Raw genomic sequence first — 19,042 nt, forward strand, 5'->3', positions numbered from 1 at the left:
CGATCATGGCGGCGCCACTGCGGAGTTTTTGCCCGGGCCCGGTTAACGTGAACCGCGCTCATGTGTTTCCGGGCGGCGCCGTACTAGGCTGCGCCCATGGACGACCGACAGCGTCTCGACCAGGCGACGGCCCACCTTGAGCCGCCCTTCGCCGTCCTCGACATGGACGCGCTCCGGTCGAACGCGGCCACCATGGTGCGCCGGGCCCGGGGCAAGCCGATCCGGGTGGCCAGCAAGTCGATCCGCTGCCGGGCCGTGCTCGAACGGATCCTGGCCATGGACGGCGTCTCCGGCGTCATGGCCTTCACGCTGCCCGAGGCGCTGTGGCTGGTCTCCACCGGCCTGCGGGACGTGCTCGTGGCCTACCCCACCGCGGACAGGACCGCGCTGCGCGCCCTCGGATCGGACGAGGTGGCGGCACGGGAGATCACCGTCATGGTGGACTCGCCCGAGCACCTCGACCTCATCGAGAGCCTGCGACTCCCCCACCGGATCCGGGTCTGCCTGGACATCGACGCGGGGTTCGTGACCCTCGGCGGCGCGTTCCGGGCGGGCGCGCTGCGCTCGCCGATCCGCGAGCCCGAGCAGGCCGCCGAGATCGCCGCTCACATCGCCAAGCGTCCCGGCGTGCGGCTGACCGGGCTCATGGCGTACGAGGCCCAGATCGCGGGGATGGGCGACGACGTTCCGGGACCGTACGGCCGAGCGGTGCGCTGGATGCAGGAGCGGTCGCGCCGCGAGCTGATCGTGCGGCGCGGCCGGATCGTGCAGGCCCTGCGCCAGGTCGCCGACCTGGAGTTCGTCAACGGCGGCGGAACGGGAAGCATCGAGAAGACCGTCGCCGAGCGGGCGATCACCGAGGTCGCGGCGGGCTCGGGATTCTTCCATCCCCGGCTGTTCGACTTCTACCGGGGCTTCACCGGCCGTCCGGCGGCGCTGTTCGCCCTGCCCGTCGTGCGCAAGCCGGCTCCCGACGTCGTGACCGTGCTCGGAGGGGGCTATCCCGCCTCCGGGGCCCCCGGGCCCACCCGGCTGCCCCAGCCGTACCTGCCGGCGGGGCTCAGGTATCACTCGGACGAGGGGGCGGGCGAGGTGCAGACGCCGCTTCTGGGCGAGGCCGCGACCGACCTCCGCCTCGGCGACCGCGTCTGGTTCCGCCACGCGAAGGCCGGGGAGCTGTGCGAGCGCTTCGCCGCCTTGCACCTCGTGGAGGGCGACCGGGTGGCCGAGGAGGTCCCGACCTACCGCGGCGAGGGCAGGACCTTCCTGTGACCGCGGGCCCGGCCTCGTGATCGTTCCCGCGGGGACGCGAACGCCGCCGTGAACCGCGTCATGGCGGCGTCGTCGGGCGGCGGGTCAGCGGGAGCGGCGGGAGCGGCGGCGCAGCAGCACGACGGCCGCGCCCACGACGACGACCACGCCGATCCCGATCAGCACCGGGGCGATGCCGGGCGCCGGATACTCCGCGGGCTGCTCGCCCTCGCCGTCGGCCGGGGCGTACGTGCGCGGCCCCAGGACCATGTCCTCCACGGACGTGACGAAGTCACGCGCGTTGGCCTTCGCCTTCTCGACGCCACGCTCCGCGACCCGCTTCGGGCTCACCCGGTCCGCGATGGCGTCGACCGTGCGAGCGAGCTCCGCCCGCGTGCGCTCGATCTTCCGTTCCAGCGCATCGGGATCGGTGTCCGCCATGCGATCCCCCTCCTGTGGTATTCGTGTGTGATCAGTCTGCCAGGTCCGGCGGTCGCCCCGCACAGGGGCTGAGCCGGTAGTTTGGTGGACGCTTGCCCGCCGAACGCCGCGGGTCACCTTTTTCCGGAGGACGAGATGAGCAAGCTCCAGCCCGGCGACGCCGCGCCGGACTTCACCCTGACCGACGCCGACGACAACGAGGTCTCGCTGGAGTCGTTCCGCGGCAGGCGGGTCATCCTGTACTTCTACCCGGCGGCGATGACCCCCGGGTGCACCAAGCAGGCCTGCGACTTCCGCGACAACCTCGGCGCGCTGACCGAGCAGGGCTTCGTGGTGCTGGGCGTTTCCAAGGACAAGCCCGCCAAGCTGCGGCAGTTCCGCGAGCGCGACGCGCTGACCTTCCCGCTGCTGTCCGACACCGGTCTGGACGTGCACAAGGCGTACGGCGCGTACGGCGAGAAGACGAACTACGGCAAGACCGTGATGGGCGTCATCCGCTCCACATTCGTCGTCGACCCCGACGGAAAGATCGAGAAGGCCCTCTACAACGTGAAGGCCACCGGTCACGTCGCCCGGCTCACGAAAGAGCTGGGGATTTCCTGAAATATTCCTTTCGTCGCGCTCCCGGAATTGTCGGCGGCGGCCGATAAATTCCGGGGCATGGCGAAGTACAAGTACACCCCTGAATTGCTCGCCGCCGCGGCCGCCGGCGCGAGCAGCATCGCCGACGTGCTGCGCCACCTCGGCATCCCGTGGTCGGGCGGCGCCCACGCCCACATCAGTCGCCGCCTCAAGCACTTCGGCATCGACACATCCCACTTCGGCGGGCCCTCTCCGAACAAGGGCGCACGGACGCCCCGGCGATACCTGCCTGTGGAGATCCTCGTGCTGATGCCTCCGGGATCCGGTCGTGAGAAGCCTCGCAAGCTCAGGCGGGCGCTGCGGGAAGTAGGAGTCCCATACGTCTGCGCAGACTGTAGGATAGGCGGCGCCTGGCAGGGTCGGCCGCTGACATTGCACATCGACCACATCAACGGCAATTGGCTGGACAACAGAAAAGAGAACCTGCAGTTCCTTTGCCCTAACTGCCATTCTCAAACAGAGAATTTCGCAGGCAAAGGAAGAGGAAAAGGGGTCGTAGCCCAATCGGCAGAGGCAACGGTTTTAGGTACCGTACAGCGCGAGTTCGAATCTCGTCGACCCCACTGCGATTCAAATGACAATGGCGAGCCGCGAGATCATTCGAGAACTCGGAAGTCATCGAATTCCGAGCGGCCAGCGCTCGCGAAGTTGAACCTGATGCTCGGGGCCGACGATCTGTCCTTCCTGGAGTGGTTCGTGTCCACCGGCGAAGCGCGCTCGCGGACCGCGGCGATCCGGACGGCGATCGCGCTGCTCCGCGCTCAGAGCGAGCGGGAGTGACCGCCATGGGAGTCCGGCGGCACCCGTAGGTGCGCGCCGGCCCCTCCGCCGGCACGCACCTGTGGGATCTCCGGAAGGAAGTCTCAGCCGGGCGCCTGGCAGCGCACTCCGGCGTCGGTCTGCCTGCACCAGGGCGGCAGGCCGTCCTGGGACTGCGGCGCGTCCTGACCGTTGCCTGGAGGGAAGAAACGCTGCCGGTCGCCTCCGCCGTCCCAGCTCGTCCCCGCGCCCGCCCGGTCCCAGATCATGCTGGTGACGGCCACGACGCCACCGCCGAGGAGCGCTCCGACGATCGCGGACGCGACGCCGACGGCGACGAGTTGCCCGGCGTGTCCGCGGGGACGCCGGGCCGCCAGGCGCGCGGGGACGCCGGGCCGCGGGGCGGACGCGAACCGTGGCCGCAGGTCCTGCCAGCCCGGCGCGTTCCATCCCGCGCCACCGGGGCCGAAGGCATACCCGCTGCCGGGCGGGGGCGCGCCCACGGATCCCGATCCGGGCCTGCTACCGGGACCGGACCAGGGCGAGCCCGCCCCTGCGGCCCCGGGCATGTTCAACGGGCTGGTCCAGGGTGATGTGGGATTGTTCCGAGGTGACAGTGGCGCGGTGGGCGCGGTCGGCCCGTTCGGCGCGGTGGGCCCATTCGGCGCGGTCGGCCCGTTCGGCGACGTAAATCCGGTCGGCGACGTGGATCCGGTCGGCGCGGATGTGGCCGGCCCAGCACCGGCCGGCCCGGCCGACACGGGTGCGCCCGGCGTAGCGGGCTCAGCCGATCCGCTGGTCGCGGCCGGCTCACTCGGCCCGGCCGACCCCATCTCCGGCTCCGTCTCCGGCTCCGTTTCCGACCGCGTTTCCGGCTCCGGGCGCGGGCCGCGCGACTCGTCCCCTGCGCCGCGCGGCGCCGCGTCCTGATCCGCCATCCAAATCTCCCTTTACCCGCTTCACAGAAGCGTTCCCGGAAGCAAGCATGCGCCGAGATCCGTAAGAACGGCGTAAACGCGGCGGGCGGCTGCGACCTGAGTCGTACCGCCGTATCCGCCGCAAGGGTGAGCCCTTCCTGAGCAGCCGATACGTATGGTTGGGTACGTGTTCGGCAGAATGCGCGCCTGGACCCGGCGCCACAGCAAGCTCGTGGACACGCTCACGGTCTCTCCACTGGCGTTGTTGAGCCTGATCAGCGTCGAGGTCTTCAGCCGGTCCAGCCCGTTCGGGGCACGGCAGGTCGGCGTGCCCGGGCTGCTGCTGCTGTCGGCCGCGCTCATCGTTCCGCTGGTGTGGCGCCGCGACCACCCCCGTGAGGTGTTCGCGGTGGTCGCCATCGTCAGCTTCGTCCAGTGGCTGCTCAACGTCGTCGTCCTGCCCGCCAACATCGCGGTCCTCGTCGCGCTGTACAACGTCGTCTCGCGCCGCACGCTCCGGTGGGCGCTGGCCGCCGGGGCGGTCGCGGAGCTCGGGCTGCTGCTGGCGATGATCCGCTGGACTCCCGAGGCCGGGCGGGCGTGGCTGTCGTCTTCGGCCTTCATCGTCGCCGTCTGGCTCGCCGGGATCTACGCCAACACCCGCCGCCGCTATGTGGAGGGCCTGGTCGAACGCGCCGAGCGGGCCGAGCGGGAGCGCGACCAGCAGGCGCGCATCGCCGCCTCGGCCGAGCGCGCCCGTATCGCCCGCGAGCTGCACGATGTGGTCGCGCACAACGTCAGCGTGATGGTCGTCCAGGCCGACGGCGCGGGATACGCCATCGACGGCGACCCGGAGCAGGCGCGGCGCGCGCTGCAGGCGATCTCGGCGACCGGGCGGCAGGCGCTGACCGAGATGCGCAGGCTGGTGGGCGTGCTGCGGCAGGACGCCGGCAGCCCGGCGGAGGAGTACGCTCCACAGCCCGGCGTCGCCCAGCTCGGCGACCTGATCGGGCAGGTCAGGGATTCGGGGCTGCCGACGGAGTTCACCGTGTCCGGCACCGCCCCCACCCTGCCGGAGGGTGAGCAGCTCGCCGTCTACCGGATCGTGCAGGAGGCGCTGACGAACGTGCTCAAGCACGGCGGTCCGGGCGCGCGGGCCTGGGTGGAGATGACGTACGGCGGGGGCGAGATCGAGCTGAGGATCAGCGACGACGGCAGGGGCGCCGCGGCGCCACGACTGGTCGGCGGGCACGGGCTGATCGGCATGCGGGAGAGGGCGGCGATGTACGGCGGAAGCGTCCAGGCGGCTCCCCGGCCGGGCGGTGGGTTCCGGGTAGTCGTCCGGATTCCCGTCGGGGTGGCCGCGTGACCCGACGCCACCGTCCCTCCGCCACGGTGACCGGCCCTCCCCCGAGCGTGGGAACCGGCCTTCCCAGGAGCGTGGGGACCGGCCTTCCCAGGAGCGCGGGGACCCGGCTGTCCCCCGGCCGCGTACGGTTACGGGGATCACGGTGACGACGAGCGGAGCGGCAGTGATACGCGTCATGCTGGTGGACGACCAGGAACTGGTGCGGACCGGGTTCCGGATGGTCCTCGGGGCGCAGCCGGACATCGAGGTCGTGGGCGAGGCGGCGAACGGGCTGGCGGCCGTCGAGGCGCTGCGCACGGTCGAGGCGGACGTGGTCCTCATGGACGTCCGCATGCCGCGGATGGACGGCGTGGAGGCGGCCCGCGTGATCTGTGCGGCGCCGGACGGCCCCAAGGTGCTGATCCTGACGACGTTCGACCTCGACGAGTACGCGTTCGCCGCGATCAAGGCGGGAGCGGCGGGGTTCCTGCTGAAGGACGTGCCGCCGGCCGAGCTGATCAACGCGATCCGGTCGGTCCACTCGGGGGACGCGGTGGTGGCGCCGAGCACGACCCGCCGCCTGCTCGACCGCTTCGCCGTGCTCCTGCCGGAGGGGGACGCGCGGCGGCAGGACGCGGGGGTGCTGACGGCGCGGGAGCGGGAGGTGATGGTCCACGTGGCCCGCGGCCTGTCGAACTCCGAGATCGCGGCGCGCCTGCATCTCGCGGAGGCGACCGTGAAGACCCACCTCGGCCGCATCCTGGCCAAGCTGGGGCTGCGCGACCGGGCCCAGGTGGTCGTCTACGCGTACGAGACCGGCGCGGTCGCCCCCGATCATCCACGGGGCTGAGTCCGGCCTACCTCACAAGTCGCACACGTCCCGGCGGGGCCGTCCCGTGGCCGCACTCCGAGGACGTCCGCGAGGCGGAGGAAACGCCCTGATCACGGCCATAGCGTGGCGTCATGACCACAACAACCCAGGTTCGCGCCGCCGTCGTCGCGCGGGGACTGACGAAGGTGTACGGCGAGGGCGACGCGGCGGTGCACGCGCTGCGCGGCATCGATGTCGGCTTCGCCGCGGAGGCGTTCACGGCGATCATGGGGCCGTCCGGCTCCGGCAAGTCCACCCTGATGCACTGTCTGGCCGGATTGGACACCGTGACGGACGGACAGGTGATCATCGGCGACGTCGAGATCACCGGTCTGAACGACAAGCAGCTCACGCTCCTGCGGCGCGAGCGCGTGGGTTTCATCTTTCAGGCGTTCAACCTGCTGCCGACGCTGACGGCCGAGCAGAACATCCTGCTCCCCTTGGAGATCGCGGGCCGCCAGGCCGACCAGGCGTTGTTCGACCGCGTGATCGAGACGGTCGGCCTGCGGGACCGGCTCGGGCACAAGCCGGGCGAGCTGTCGGGCGGCCAGCAGCAGCGCGTCGCCGTGGCGCGGGCGCTCATCAGCAAGCCCCAGGTGATCTTCGCCGACGAGCCGACCGGCAACCTCGACTCGCGCAGCGGCGCCGAGGTGCTGGCGTTCCTGCGCAGGTCCGTACGCGAGCTCGGGCAGACGATCGTGATGGTGACGCACGACCCCGTGGCGGCGTCGTACGCCGACCGGGTGGTCTTCCTGCGCGACGGGCTGCTGGTGAGCGAGGTCGAACGGCCGACGCCGCAGACCGTGCTCGACACGCTGATGGCGCTGGAGGCCTGAGCCGTGTTCAGGACCACCCTCACCGGGCTCCTGGCGCATCGCCTGCGCCTGGTGCTCACCTCCCTGGCGATCGTGCTCGGGGTCGGCTTCATCGCGGGCACGTTCGTGCTCACCGACACCATCGACGCCGGGTTCTCCCAGTCGTTCGCCGCGGACGCCGACAAGGTGGACGTGGTGGTGACGCCCAAGAACGGCGCCGAGCCCGATGGGAACCTGCCGGAGAGCGCGCTCGCCGCGGTCAAGGCGGTGCGTGGCGTCAAGGACGCCCAGCCGATGGTGTCCGGGGACGCGCCGCTGATCGGCAAGGACGGCAAGGTCGTGGGCGACTACCCCACCGCCGGTGTGTCCATTCCGGCGAGCCGCATCAAGATCACCTCTGGGAGGGCGCCCTCCGCCGCCGCAGAGGCGGTGCTCGACAGGAACACCGCCAAGGCCCAGGGGTTCGCGCCCGGAGCCACCGTCACGGTGCTCGACCAGGCCGGCAAGCGACAGGAGTTCCGCCTCGTCGGGATCTTCGATGTGGGCCTCGACCAGGACCTCGCCTACCGGGGAGCGGTCGCCTTCACCCCCGGCACGGCGCGGCGCGTCACCGGCGCCAAGGGCTTCACCGAGATCGACGTCATCTCCTCGGGGCCCTCGCCGGAGAGCCTGCGTACGGCCGTCGCGGCGGCGGTCGGCGACGCGGAGGCCGTGACCGGGCGGGAACACGCCGACGAGGTGGCCAAGCGCAACCACGTGGACACGTCCTACATGCGGCTGGGTCTGCTGCTGTTCGGCGCGGTCGCGCTGCTCGTCGCCGCGCTCGTCATCTACAACACCTTCAACATCCTGGTCGCGCAGCGGATGCGCGAGATGGCGCTGCTGCGCTGCATCGGCGCGACCAAGCGGCAGGTCTTCGGCTCGATCGTGCTGGAGTCGGCCGTGGTCGGCCTGCTGTCGTCGGTGCTCGGCCTGCTGACGGGCCTCGGCCTCGGGGCCGCCGCGGTCGCCGTGCTGCGGGCCGTCGGGACGGACATCCCCACGGGCACCGTGAGCCTGTCCCCGCAGACGATCGCCGTCGGAATGTGCACCGGCGTTGTCGTGACGATGGCCGCCGCCCTGCTCCCGGCGCGGCAGGCCACCCGCGTGCCGCCCGTCGCGGCGCTGCGCGCGCAGGTCGAGGAGCACGCGTTCCGCACCGGGGTCGTACGGGTGGTGTTCGCCGCCCTGTTCCTGCTGGCCGGGGCCGGCCTCACCGCGGTGGGCGTGCTGCAGAAGCCGGGCCAGGCGGCGCTGCTGGCGGTCATGGCGGGCGGCGTGCTCGTGTTCTTCGCGGTGCTCATCCTCGGCCCGGTGATCGTACGGCCGCTGAGCGGGCTGGCCGGCTGGGTGCCGGCGCGGCTGTTCGGCGTGCCGGGGCGGCTCGCCGTGGGCAACTCGCGGCGCAACCCCAAGCGGGCGGCGACCACGACGGTGGCCCTGACCGTCGGCGTGACGCTGATGACGTTCATGGCGGTCCTGACCTCCACGATGCGGACCACCGTGAGCGGCCAGCTCGACCAGCAGTTCCCCGCCGACTACATCCTGTCCTCGCAGACGGGCACGATCCCCCGCTCGGTCGCCGACACGCTTCGTGCGAGCCGCGACCTGGCCGCGGTGACCGAGTTCCGCGGGAAGAAGGCCAAGGTGAACGGCCGCGAGTTCGAGGTGGGCACGGTCACCCAGTCGGCCATCGGCACCGCCATCGAGCCGGAGGCGTCGTCCGGCACGATGGACGGCTTCGGCGGGAGCGAGGTCGCGGTGGCCGACTTCGTGGCCCAGGACCTCGGCGTCAAGGTGGGCGACACCGTGACCGTCGCGTCAGGCGGCCGGAAGACCCCCCTCAAGGTCGTGGCGGTGCTGAAGGCCGACGTGTCCCTGCTGCCGCCCTTCACCATGGCCGAGCAGGCGTTCGAGCAGCACTTCGGCACGGTGGGCGACGCGCAGATCCTGGTGGACGCCTCCGACGGCGTGGCCCCCGAGCGGGCGCGCAAGGTCGTGGACGACGCCACGGCGGCCTACCCGGCGGTCAAGGTCGGCAGCACCACCGAGATCCGCGGCCAGTTCGACGAGGCCATCGACTCGATCCTCATGATCGTCACCGGGCTGCTGGCCCTCGCGATCGTGATCTCGCTGCTCGGCATCGCGAACACGTTGTCGCTGTCGGTGCACGAGCGCACCCGCGAGTCCGCGCTGCTGCGCGCCCTGGGCCTGACCAGGGGACAACTGCGGGGCATGCTTTCGGTCGAGGCGCTGGTCCTCGGCCTGGTGGGCGCGATCGTCGGCGTCGTGCTCGGCGTCGCGTACGGCTGGGCGGCGACGGAGACGCTCACGGAGAACGTCTCCTTCCGGCTTCCGATCGAGCAGATCCTGATCTTCATCGCCGCTTCGGGCCTGGCCGGAGTGCTCGCCGCGGTGCTGCCCGCCCGCCGCGCCGCCCGGGCCTCGGTCGTCGGGGCACTTGCCGACTCCTGACGATCGTCACTCGGAGACCGGCGGCGAGGAGGGGGTGCCGGAGCCGGCCGCCACCCCGGGCAGGATCCGGCGGAGGTGATGGTCGACGATCGCGGCCGCGTCGTCGACGCCGAGCTCCCCGAGCAGCACCCCGTCCGCGAGGCCACGCGCGAGACCGAGCAGCGCGTGGGCCTCCGCGCCGGGATCGACGTCCGGCACCGCGCCAGAGGCCGCCAGCAACGCGGCGATCTCGCGATGGACGGCGTCGCCGCCGGCACGATAGAGGGCGCGGATCTCCGGGTCGGCGACGGCCATGCTCAAGAACGCGTGCCCGGCGAGCAGCGGGACCACCGCGGTCACGCCCAGTTCGACGATCGCGAACAGCACGCGCCGCAGCGTGTCCGCCGGGCCGCGAGCGTCCCGGACGGCCTCGCGGACATGGCGCTCGATCTCTTCCCTCAGGATCTGGGCACTGGCGCGCAGCAGATCGGCTTTCCCGGCGAAGTAGTGCTGCACGAGCCCCTTGGAGACGCCGGCCTCCTGTGCCACCTGCCCGATGGTCACTCCGGCCAGGCCGTCTCGCGCGCACAGCCGCAGCGCCGCCTGGACGATCTCCTCCCGCCGAGCCGCGTGATCGACCTTTTTCGGCACGGCCCGCTCCTTTTTGGCGATACGAACGTATTGTGATATCGATGCAATACGATCGTACCGCCAAGTGTGAACGGGAGGACCCGTACGTGAACGACCTCGTGCGGCCCAACATCGGAGCAGAGTTCCGTCGGCGGCGCCTCGGGCACTTCCGGGACGCGCCGGCCTACGCGCGCTACCGGCAGATCTACGACCGGGCCATGGCCGGCCTCCCGCCGTACGACGGATTCCAGGACGTGCCGACCGGCTTCGGAACCGTCCGCGCCTACCGCTTCGGTGCGGACGGCGCCGATGCCGGAACGCCGCTCCTCCTGCTGCCGGGACGCACCGCATCCACCCCGATGTGGGCGCCGAACCTCGCCGGTCTCCGCGCCCGTGGCCGTGTCGTCTACGCGATCGACCTGCTCGGCGAGCCCGGCCTCTCGGTGCAGAGCAGGCCGTTCGCGAACGCGGCCGACCACGGCGTGTGGCTCGCGGAGCTCCTGACCGGGCTCGGCCTCGCCCGGACGCACCTCCTGGGCGTGTCGATCGGCGGGTGGACCGCCTTCCGGCTCGCCATGCACGCTCCGGAGAAGGTCGCCTCCCTGAGCCTGCTCGATCCCGCCTGCCTGTTCGGCCGGATCACCTGGAAGGCGGTCGCCGTCTCGCTGGGGACGGTCGGGCCGCTCCCGGAACCGTGGCGCATGCGACTGCTGAGCTGGATCTCCGGAGGAGCCGACGCCTCCGGAGACGAGCCGGTCGCCGCTCTGATCTCCGCCGGGATGCGGGACTTCGCCGCCTTCCTCCCCCCGCCGACGTACCCTTCGGACGACGAGGTCGCCGCGGTCGACGTACCGACCCTCGCGGTGATCGCCGGGCGCAGCATCATCCACCATCCGGGCAGGGCCGCGGAACGCGCCCGCCGGCTGCTCGCCCAAGGCGTCGTCGAGCTGTGGCCGGATGCCTCCCACGCCCTCAACGGCGAGTTCCCCGAGCGGGTCGCCGCCCGGGTCCTCGACTTCGTCGACCGGCTCGACGCGGACGACGCTCTCCACGGCCGTCACTGACCGTCGTCGCCGCCGGGCCCGTGCCCGCCGCCAGGGCCGTCACAGGCGGCGGCCCTGGCGGTCGATCACCACCGCGAAGACCCCCGTGACATCCTCGTACGGCGGTTCCACGGCCATGTGACCCCGCTGGGCGTCGATCCACAGGACCTCGCCCCGGCAGTTGACGGCGTTCCACGCGTGGCTGCCTCCTCCGGCCCAGCGGGTGATGAGAACGGCGGCGGCACCGTGTCCGCCGAAGATCAGCCGCTGGGCGATCGCCACATATGCCCGGCGGCCGTGGCCCACGTATTCGAAGCGGTGCCCGAGCCACTCCTCGGCCCGGGCGACGCCTCCCGTCTCCCCGGTCAGCAGCGGGCGCCCCGACCCGTCGTACTCCGGCTGCCTGCGAGCCGCCACGACGGCCTCGCCATGCCAGGTGGACATCACCGACAGCGCGCAGTCGACGGCGTTGTTGGACCTGAACGCGTCCTCCGTCGGGCCTTCGGCGTTGATCAGGCGGATCCACGTGCCGCGCGGGTCCGGGAAGCGCCCTCTCACCGCCTGCACGAGGCTCACCTGACCGTCCGGATCCGCCTCGGCCAGGCCGCCGGGTTTGCCGTACGAGCGGGTCTCCTCCAGCCGTCGCGGGCGACCCGGACCGTCCAGCCAGTCGCGTTCGGTCTCGTCGTGCAGCACGGCCGACCAGAAGTCGTCGGCGTCCGCGAAGTCGCCCGTCGCGGGACCGTCGTCCACGGCCCCGCCGGGCGTCTCCGCGAGCCACAGGCCCTGGCCCGTCTGAGCACCGGCGTCAGGTCCCGTCCCGGGCGGCGGATCGCCCGGCCGATCGCCCTCGAACGCCACGGCCGTCGAGGCCTCGCCCGGCTCCGCATCGTCGTGCGTCCCGGCGACCGCGATCTCCAGGTGATCTCCGGGCACGGCCGGGTCCTCGACGTCATCCGCGTGCTCAGCCCTGACTCCGGCTTCGACGTCGACCCCAGCCCCGGCCCCGGCTTCGACTCCGGCTTCGGCCCCGACTTCGGCCCCGACCCCGGCTTCGACGTCGTCCGGCTCAGTTCCGGCGGTCTCGCACTGCTCCACATGCGCGAAGTCGCCCCAGTCGTGCGAGCCGGACTCCCCGAGGCCGGGCTCTTCCGCGTCTGCCTCTCCCGAACCCAGCCCTTCCGAACCAGCCTCTTCCGCGCCCGGCCCTTCCGAGCCTGGCTCTTCCAAGCTCGCCCCTTCTGCGGTCGACGGCGAGCCGTCGAGTGCGGCGTCGGCGGCGGTCCCCGCGGTGACTTCCCCGGCGGTTTCCTCGGCGGTCTCCCCAGTGGACTCCCCAGTGGGCTCCTCGGTGGCCTCCCCGTCTGTCGCCTCGGCCACCGCCTCTCCCGCCGCTTCCGGAGCCTCCACCGGGTCCTCGAACCCCTCGAACCCCTCGGCGTCCGCTAATCCTTCGAAGCCCTCGGAATCCTCGGAATCCTCGGCGTCATCCGACTCCCCAATGCCTCTCCGGTCCCGGATGTCGCCGGCATCTCTCCCGTCTCCGGCGTCGCCGGTGTCCTCGGTGTTCCCGGTGTCCTCGGTGTTCCCGGCGTCTGTGGGCGTCGCGGGGGGGAAGTCGTCCCCGCTGTCAGACGACCTTGGTTCCCAAGGGTCCGGCGACCCTGTTTCCCTGACGTCTGGCGACCCCGCACGCCGTCCGGCCGGCGCCCCCAGGCCATGTCCCCCGCGTCCCCCGATCTCGCCGTTCCTTGCGGCCGGCACCACTGGCATGGTCACGGTGTCCGCGCCCAGCGGCAGCGCCGCGAGCCGAACTTCCAGGCGGCGGTCCTCCAGCGAAGGCGCAGGCGCCTCGGCGGCCTGCTCGTAGTCCCGCCATCGCCGGCCGTCGGCCGACACGACCGGGTTGTACACACCGGACGGCAGCCGCCACCTCGCATGCCGGCGCGTCCTTTCCTGGCTCACGCGCTTGGCCCCCCTCCTCGCGCACATCAGGGTGCCGATGGTAGGGGCGGGCCGTCCGAAGCACGGCGGGTTTTCCCAACTCCAGACCCGGCTCTGCACCGGGAGACGTGCGGGGGACGGTCAGCGGGCCGTCACGGTGATCGTGTGGTAGCCGGTGGCGCCGTCGGGGGCGGGTGGGAGCTCGTCCGCTGTCTGGGTGTAACCGGTCGCGTCGGTGGCCCGCACGGAGATCGTGTGGCGGCCCGGCGTCAGGTCCAGGTCGAGCGACCACTGCCTCCAGGTGTCCAGACCCGGGACGTCGGCGAGCCTCGCCTGCCGCCACGCGCCGCCGTCCACCCCCACCTCGACCGCGTCGACGCCGCGGTGCTGCGCCCAGGCGACGCCCGCCACGGTCGTACGGCCCGTCGTGACCTTGTCCCCGTCATGGGGCAGGTCGATCCTGGACTGGGTCTTGATCGGGCCTCGTGGGGCCCAGCCGCGCGGCGTCCAGTAGCCCTCCTCCTGGTCGAAGCGGGTAGCCCTGATCTCGGTGACCCACTTCGTGCCGGACACGTACCCGTACAGTCCGGGCACGACCTGACGGACCGGGAAGCCGTGGGCCTCCGGGAGGACCTCGCCGTTCATGGCGACGGCGAGCAGCGCGTCGCGGCCGTCCATCACCACGTCGACCGGTGTGCCGCAGGTCCAGCCGTCGTCGGAGACGCTGAGCAGCATGTCGGCCTCGCGGCGGACCCCGGCCTCGCGCAGCACGTCGGCGAGCCGCGCGCCGAGCCAGCGGGCGTTGCCGGCGTACGGCCCGCCGACCTCGTTGGACACGCAGGTCAGCGTGACGTCCGCCTCGGTCAGGGGGCGTTTGAGCAGGTCGGCGAAGGTCAGCTCGACCGGCCTGTCCACCAGTCCATGGATCTTCAGGGTCCAGCGGGCCGGGTCCACCGACGGCACGACGAGCGCGGTGTCCACACGGTAGAACTCCGCGTTGGGCGTGACGAACGGCGTGAGGCCGGGAATCCGCAGGTCCGCCCCGGCGGGGATCGGCGCGGCGGGGCGCGCCGCGCGCGGCAGCATCTTGGCCACGCCGCGCCGGGCCAGTTCGGCGTCCTTGGAGCCCGACAGCAGTCGTCCGCCGAGACCGGCGACGCCCGCCACCGCGATCCCCGCGGCCGCCCCGGTCAGAAGCCTGCGCCGGTCGAAGGTGTACAGCGCGGAGCCCGATCCCGCGCCCGAACCACCTCCTGCCCGCATGACGGGCGGCAGGGCGGGGCCGGGCTCCACCGCGCGGCGCTCCTCCCCCACGGTCGCGGCTCTCGTGCGCTCAGCCGACGACGGTCCTGCCGGCGCGTGCGCCGCCAGGACCGTGGCGCCCGTCGCCTGGTCTGCGGCCCGGCCGGGGGCCCGGCTGGCGGCCCGGCTGGCGGCGACGTACTCCTCCTCGTCGCCACCCATGGCGCGGCGCATCAGGCGCGACAGGGTCCAGGCCGCGGCCGCGGCGCCCGCGATCGAGGGCAGGACGTGCGCCACCCCCGCGTCCGGCCGCGACAGCGCCGCGGCGGCGCCGACGAGGCCGAACAGGGCCAGCCCCAGCGTGCCGTACGCCGTGCGGCGGCGGGCGAGCAGGCCGAGACCGGCGGCGATAAGCGCGAGCACGACGACGATGCCGCCGAGCAGGACCGGCTTGTCGTTGGACCCGAAGGTGCGGATCGCCCATTCCTTGAGGCCGGCGGGCGTGGCGTCGACCATCGCACCGCCCACGGCGACGACCGGCGCGGCGCCGGGATCGATCAGGCCGGCGACGATCTGGGCCACCCCGAGCGCCACCGCGCCGGCGACGAGGCCGGACAGTGCGGCCGCCCAGGCGGGCATGCGGATGCCTGCTGCGTTCACGTTCCGAACGGTACGCCTACCGGCCCGCCGGGGTCTTACGACGGTATTACGAGACGACCTCGGCGATCACCGGGACGATCGCCCGGAACGCCTTGCCCCGGTGGCTGATCGCGTCCTTCTCCTCGGCCGACATCTCGGACGTCGTGCGGGTGTCGCCGTCCGGCACGAAGATCGGGTCGTAGCCGAAGCCGCCCGTGCCGCGCCGTTCGCGGATGAGGTGGCCGTGCACGGCCCCCTCCACCACGTGCTCCTCCCCCGTCGGCAGCGCGAGCGCGGCCGTACAGGCGAAGTGGGCCCGGCGGCGGCCGTCCGGCACGTCGGCGATCTGCGCGAGCAGCAGGTCGAGGTTGGCGTCGTCGTCGCCGTGGCGGCCCGACCAGCGGGCGGAGAAGATGCCCGGCATGCCGTTCAGCGCCTCGACGCACAGGCCGGAGTCGTCGGAGATGGCGGGCAGCCCGCTCTGCGAGGCGACCGCGTGCGCCTTGAGCAGCGCGTTCTCCGCGAACGTGAGGCCGGTCTCCGCCACGTCGCCGATGTGCGGGAACGCCTCCAGGCCGACGAGTTCGACCGGCACACCGGCGTCGGCGAGGATCCGGCGCAGTTCTACGATCTTCCCGGCGTTCCGAGTGGCCAGGACCACCTTGTTCATGTGTCGTTCTCCCGTTGATCAGGCGAGGGCCTCGGCCTGGAGGCGGGTGAGCTCCGCGCAGCCGATCGCGGCGAGGTCGAGCAAGCCGTTGAGCGCCGTCCGGTCGAACGGCGTGCCCTCGGCGGTGCCCTGCACCTCGACGTAGTCGCCCCTGCCGGTCATCACCACGTTCATGTCGGTCTCGGCCTTGACGTCCTCGCTGTAGTCGAGGTCGAGCATCGGCTCGGTGCCGACGACGCCGACCGAGACGGCGGCGACCGAGTTCACCAGGGGGTCGCCCGGGCACATCCGGCGCTGCCGCATCCAGGCGATCGCGTCGGCGAGTGCGACGTACGCGCCGGTGATGGCGGCGGTGCGGGTGCCGCCGTCGGCCTGCAGCACGTCGCAGTCCAGCACGACGGAGTTCTCTCCGAGGGCCTTGTAGTCGACGCAGGCCCGCAGGGACCTGCCGATCAGCCGGGAGATCTCGTGGGTGCGTCCGCCGATCTTGCCGCGGACCGACTCGCGGTCGTTGCGCGTGTTGGTCGACCGGGGCAGCATGGCGTACTCGGCCGTCACCCAGCCGAGACCACTGCCCTTGCGCCAGCGGGGCACGCCGCTTTCCACCGTCGCGGCGCACAACACCCTGGTGCCCCCGAACTCCACCAGGACGGAGCCCTCCGCGTGGGCGAGCCAGTTCCGGGTGATGGTCACGGGGCGAAGCTGGTCGGAACGACGACCGTGTGAACGAGCCATACGGGTCACCCTAGGTCATACACGGCCCCGCTCCGCGCCAACTCCATCGGGCCGGCGAAGCCGCCGCGCGAGGCGTCCTCCAGGATGCGGGACTTGTCGTACCAGGGGACGAGATGGGTGAGGACGAGCGCGCCGGCCTCGGCGCGGGCGGCGTGCTCGGCCGCCTGCCTGCCGCTCAGGTGGAGGCCGGGGGTCAGGTCCGGTTCGTCGAGGAAGGACGCCTCGCACAGCAGCACGTCGGCCTCGTGGGCCAGCTTGACCAGTTCGGCCGACTCGCCGGTGTCCGCCGAGTAGGCGACGGAACGGCCCTGGTGGGTGACCCGGAAGCCGTAGGTCTCCACCGGGTGGTTCATCGGGGCGGCCGTCACCTCGAACGGCCCGACGTGCCGGATGCCGGGCGACAGCCGGACGAAGTCGAAGGAGTTCTCCAGCACGGGCTCGTCCGGCATCGCGTACGCCGCGTTGAGCCGCTTGGAGGCGTCGGCGGGGGCGTGGACGGGCACCTTCGGCAGCGGGCCGTCCGGGGTGTAGGTGCGCACGACGTGGTAGGCGCACAGGTCCAAGCAGTGGTCGGCGTGCAGGTGGGACAGGAGGATCGCGTCGACGTCGTAGAGCCCGGCGTGCCGCTGCAGCGCGCCCAGCGATCCGTTGCCGAAGTCGAGCAGTAGCCGGAAGCCCTCGGCCTCCAGCAGATAGCAGGAGGACGGGCTGTCGGGGCCGGGGAAGCTGCCCGAGCACCCGATGATCGTCAACTTCATCGCGAACTCCCTACGCCGCTGACGTCGCCGATGCCGGAGACGGTCCGCTCCACCGACTGGAGCTCTGGACCGAGGAAGCGCTGCCCGAGCCGTTCGAACAGCTCGGTGTCGCCGGTCGCCCGGAAGCGGTGCCCCGGCTCGCCCGCCCCGTTGGACAGCCCGCGGTCGTGCAGGATGCGGTAGACGTCCTTGGCCGTCTCCTCGGCGCTGGACACCAGCGTGACCCCGTCCCCGGCGACGTACGACAGGGCGCCGGTGAGCAGCGGGTAGTGCGTGCAGCCGAGGATGAGCGTGTCGCAGCCCGCGTCCTGGATCGGCTTGAGGTAGCCCCTGACCACCTCGATGAGCTCCTCGCTCATCGTCTCGCCCCGTTCGACGAACTCCACGAGCAGGGGCGCGGCCACCGCGACCAGCTCGACGTCGGGGGCGGCGGCGAAGGCGTCGTGGTAGGCCATCGAATCCACGGTGGCCCGCGTGGCGATCACCCCGACCCTGCCGTTCCTCGTGGCCCGCACGGCCCGCCGGGTGGCGGGCTGGATCACCTCGACGACCGGGACGTCATAGCGCTCCCTGGCGTCCCTGAGCACGGCCGAACTCGCGCTGTTGCACGCGATGACCAGCATCTTCACGTCGTGCTCGACAAGGTGGTCCATGACCTCCAACGCGTATGCGCGGAGCTCCGCGATCCTCTTGGGCCCGTACGGCTGGTGGGCCGTGTCGGCCACGTAGAAGATCGATTCGTGGGGCAGCTGGTCGATGATCGCCCGGGCGACGGTCAGGCCGCCCACCCCGCTGTCAAAGATCCCGATCGCCCTGGTGTTGTCCTCCGGCACGCTTCCCAAGGTTAGGGGACTGATCCCCGCCGCCGACGGTAAGAATGCTCACACCGCGCGCCGGGCGGCGGGGAGGTACGGCAAGCGGACAACGCGTACCGGAGACGCGTACCGGAGGTACGGCAGGCGGACAGCGCGTGCCGGAGACGCGTGCCGGAGACGCGGCTCAGCCACGGCCCAGACGCGCGATCTGGCGGGACTGGGCGACCAGCCGGCCCGCCGAGTCCCACACCTCGACCTCCTCGTCGAACCAGCCGTCGCTGATCAGCCGTCCGCCGCCGATCAGCGTCAGCCATCCCGGCGCGGGCAGGGCACGCAGGTGCCACGTCAGCTCCACGGTCGGGGCCCATCCCCGCGCCCCCGCCGAGAACACGACCGGCGGCAGCGCGTCCACCGCCAGCGCCAGCACGTACGGGTCGGGGTCCTGCGGCTCGGCCAGCCGGAAGTAGGCCCGCGACTCGGGCCGTCCGGTCGGCGCGCCGGTGAGCCAGCCGATCGTGGGCGGGTCGAACGCGAGCTCCATCTGGGCGCTGAAGTTCATGTTCGACTCGGGCTTGGGGTCGGGCAGGCGGACGCAGTCCGCCAGGTCCGGCATGACGGCCGAAGGGCCGTCCGCCCAGTCGGGGGCCGCCTCCCCGTCCAAAGTCGCGGTCGTGACGAGCATCTCGATGAACGGCGCGTCGTCCTGGACGAGCCGCGCCCTGGTCATCGCCGCCGTACGGCCCGTCTTGAGCGGTTCTAGCAGCACCCGGGCCGGGCCCGGCCGGGCCACCCGCAGGAACTGGGCGCTCGTGGAGACCGGGTGCGCGTGCGGCGAGGCGTCCACCACGGCGCGCAGCATCGCGGCCATGAGGTAGCCGCCGTTCAGCGGCCCCCCGATGGAGTATCCGTCGTCGAGACACACGTCATAGGTGGTGTCGTCGACCCGGATGGCCTGCGTCGCCTCGTCGAACTTGGTCATGCGCCCCTCGCCGCTCTACCGAATATTATTCTGCTCATTACTCTAGCGTG

At 72.1% G+C, this 19,042-nt stretch carries 19 protein-coding genes, 1 tRNA gene and 1 pseudogene; 11 read left to right on the plus strand and 10 right to left on the minus strand.

All coding sequences use genetic code 11. The features are described 5' to 3' along the window. Positions 1-96: 96 nt before the first annotated feature. Complete coding sequence (locus tag ACGFIB_RS27585; RefSeq protein ID WP_393376041.1) at positions 97-1,272, plus strand: amino acid deaminase/aldolase; 1,176 nt, start codon at positions 97-99, stop codon at positions 1,270-1,272. Between the two features lie 84 nt (positions 1,273-1,356). Here ACGFIB_RS27585 and ACGFIB_RS27590 read toward each other — a convergent pair whose 3' ends face one another. Next, positions 1,357-1,692, minus strand: coding sequence for a DUF3618 domain-containing protein (locus tag ACGFIB_RS27590; RefSeq protein WP_142571475.1), 336 nt, complete (start codon positions 1,690-1,692; stop codon positions 1,357-1,359). Positions 1,693-1,827: 135 nt separating this feature from the next. Here ACGFIB_RS27590 and bcp point away from each other — a divergent pair, with 135 nt between their 5' ends. The 4 genes and pseudogenes from bcp to ACGFIB_RS27610 all read left to right on the plus strand — a co-directional run bounded on the left by bcp (position 1,828) and on the right by ACGFIB_RS27610 (position 3,114). After that, the gene (gene bcp / locus ACGFIB_RS27595) at positions 1,828-2,295 is read left to right on the plus strand and encodes a thioredoxin-dependent thiol peroxidase (protein WP_142571476.1); all 468 of its coding nucleotides are present in this window, start codon (positions 1,828-1,830) and stop codon (positions 2,293-2,295) included. A gap of 288 nt (positions 2,296-2,583) precedes the next feature. Next, positions 2,584-2,787: pseudogene (locus ACGFIB_RS27600) on the plus strand (HNH endonuclease signature motif containing protein); the annotation flags it as partial. Positions 2,788-2,823: 36 nt separating this feature from the next. Next, positions 2,824-2,897 (plus strand) — tRNA-Leu (locus tag ACGFIB_RS27605). Positions 2,898-2,991: 94 nt separating this feature from the next. Beyond that, the gene (locus tag ACGFIB_RS27610; protein ID WP_263407833.1) at positions 2,992-3,114 is read left to right on the plus strand and encodes a hypothetical protein; all 123 of its coding nucleotides are present in this window, start codon (positions 2,992-2,994) and stop codon (positions 3,112-3,114) included. Between the two features lie 83 nt (positions 3,115-3,197). Here ACGFIB_RS27610 and ACGFIB_RS27615 read toward each other — a convergent pair whose 3' ends face one another. Further along, on the minus strand, positions 3,198-3,596 hold the full coding sequence (locus tag ACGFIB_RS27615; protein ID WP_357244788.1) for a hypothetical protein: 399 nt from the start codon (positions 3,594-3,596) through the stop codon (positions 3,198-3,200). 121 nt (positions 3,597-3,717) lie between these two features. Here ACGFIB_RS27615 and ACGFIB_RS27620 point away from each other — a divergent pair, with 121 nt between their 5' ends. The 5 genes from ACGFIB_RS27620 to ACGFIB_RS27640 all read left to right on the plus strand — a co-directional run bounded on the left by ACGFIB_RS27620 (position 3,718) and on the right by ACGFIB_RS27640 (position 9,558). Further along, positions 3,718-4,023, plus strand: coding sequence for a hypothetical protein (locus ACGFIB_RS27620; RefSeq protein ID WP_393376042.1), 306 nt, complete (start codon positions 3,718-3,720; stop codon positions 4,021-4,023). 174 nt (positions 4,024-4,197) lie between these two features. Further along, a complete protein-coding gene (locus ACGFIB_RS27625) occupies positions 4,198-5,379 on the plus strand; it encodes a sensor histidine kinase (protein ID WP_393376044.1) in 1,182 nt (393 codons plus the stop codon). A 163-nt stretch (positions 5,380-5,542) separates the two neighbouring features. Beyond that, positions 5,543-6,208, plus strand: a complete 666-nt coding sequence (locus ACGFIB_RS27630) for a response regulator transcription factor (RefSeq protein ID WP_229689778.1) — start codon at positions 5,543-5,545, stop codon at positions 6,206-6,208. A 113-nt stretch (positions 6,209-6,321) separates the two neighbouring features. After that, positions 6,322-7,065, plus strand: a complete 744-nt coding sequence (locus ACGFIB_RS27635) for an ABC transporter ATP-binding protein (RefSeq protein WP_357244783.1) — start codon at positions 6,322-6,324, stop codon at positions 7,063-7,065. A 3-nt stretch (positions 7,066-7,068) separates the two neighbouring features. After that, positions 7,069-9,558 carry an ABC transporter permease gene (locus tag ACGFIB_RS27640; RefSeq protein WP_393376046.1) on the plus strand — a complete coding sequence of 830 codons (2,490 nt, stop codon included), beginning with the start codon at positions 7,069-7,071 and terminating at the stop codon, positions 9,556-9,558. A gap of 6 nt (positions 9,559-9,564) precedes the next feature. Here the strand turns inward: ACGFIB_RS27640 and ACGFIB_RS27645 are convergent, their stop codons facing one another. Then, a complete protein-coding gene (locus tag ACGFIB_RS27645; protein ID WP_393376048.1) occupies positions 9,565-10,188 on the minus strand; it encodes a TetR/AcrR family transcriptional regulator in 624 nt (207 codons plus the stop codon). A gap of 41 nt (positions 10,189-10,229) precedes the next feature. Here ACGFIB_RS27645 and ACGFIB_RS27650 point away from each other — a divergent pair, with 41 nt between their 5' ends. Further along, on the plus strand, positions 10,230-11,231 hold the full coding sequence (locus ACGFIB_RS27650) for an alpha/beta fold hydrolase (protein ID WP_393376049.1): 1,002 nt from the start codon (positions 10,230-10,232) through the stop codon (positions 11,229-11,231). A gap of 39 nt (positions 11,232-11,270) precedes the next feature. On the opposite strand, the gene ACGFIB_RS27655 is transcribed toward ACGFIB_RS27650, so the two are convergent. The 7 genes from ACGFIB_RS27655 to ACGFIB_RS27685 all read right to left on the minus strand — a co-directional run bounded on the left by ACGFIB_RS27655 (position 11,271) and on the right by ACGFIB_RS27685 (position 18,992). Further along, on the minus strand, positions 11,271-13,175 hold the full coding sequence (locus tag ACGFIB_RS27655; protein ID WP_393376050.1) for a toxin glutamine deamidase domain-containing protein: 1,905 nt from the start codon (positions 13,173-13,175) through the stop codon (positions 11,271-11,273). Between the two features lie 120 nt (positions 13,176-13,295). Continuing rightward, positions 13,296-15,056, minus strand: coding sequence for a molybdopterin-dependent oxidoreductase (locus tag ACGFIB_RS27660; protein ID WP_393376051.1), 1,761 nt, complete (start codon positions 15,054-15,056; stop codon positions 13,296-13,298). A gap of 46 nt (positions 15,057-15,102) precedes the next feature. Next, positions 15,103-15,705: an RdgB/HAM1 family non-canonical purine NTP pyrophosphatase gene (rdgB, locus tag ACGFIB_RS27665; protein ID WP_357244772.1), complete on the minus strand. Its 603-nt coding sequence runs from the start codon at positions 15,703-15,705 to the stop codon at positions 15,103-15,105. Between the two features lie 18 nt (positions 15,706-15,723). After that, complete coding sequence (rph, locus tag ACGFIB_RS27670) at positions 15,724-16,440, minus strand: ribonuclease PH (RefSeq protein WP_393376053.1); 717 nt, start codon at positions 16,438-16,440, stop codon at positions 15,724-15,726. A 5-nt stretch (positions 16,441-16,445) separates the two neighbouring features. Beyond that, a complete protein-coding gene (locus ACGFIB_RS27675; RefSeq protein ID WP_191053480.1) occupies positions 16,446-17,198 on the minus strand; it encodes an MBL fold metallo-hydrolase in 753 nt (250 codons plus the stop codon). After that, a complete protein-coding gene (gene murI, locus ACGFIB_RS27680; protein WP_393376055.1) occupies positions 17,195-18,031 on the minus strand; it encodes a glutamate racemase in 837 nt (278 codons plus the stop codon). Before murI ends, ACGFIB_RS27675 begins: the two co-directional genes overlap by 4 nt. A gap of 166 nt (positions 18,032-18,197) precedes the next feature. Further along, positions 18,198-18,992: a thioesterase family protein gene (locus ACGFIB_RS27685; protein WP_357261411.1), complete on the minus strand. Its 795-nt coding sequence runs from the start codon at positions 18,990-18,992 to the stop codon at positions 18,198-18,200. Between the last annotated feature and the right edge of the window lie 50 nt (positions 18,993-19,042).

The sequence above is a fragment of the Microbispora bryophytorum genome (assembly GCF_043197435.1).
Classification (GTDB): Bacteria; Actinomycetota; Actinomycetes; order Streptosporangiales; family Streptosporangiaceae; genus Microbispora; species Microbispora bryophytorum.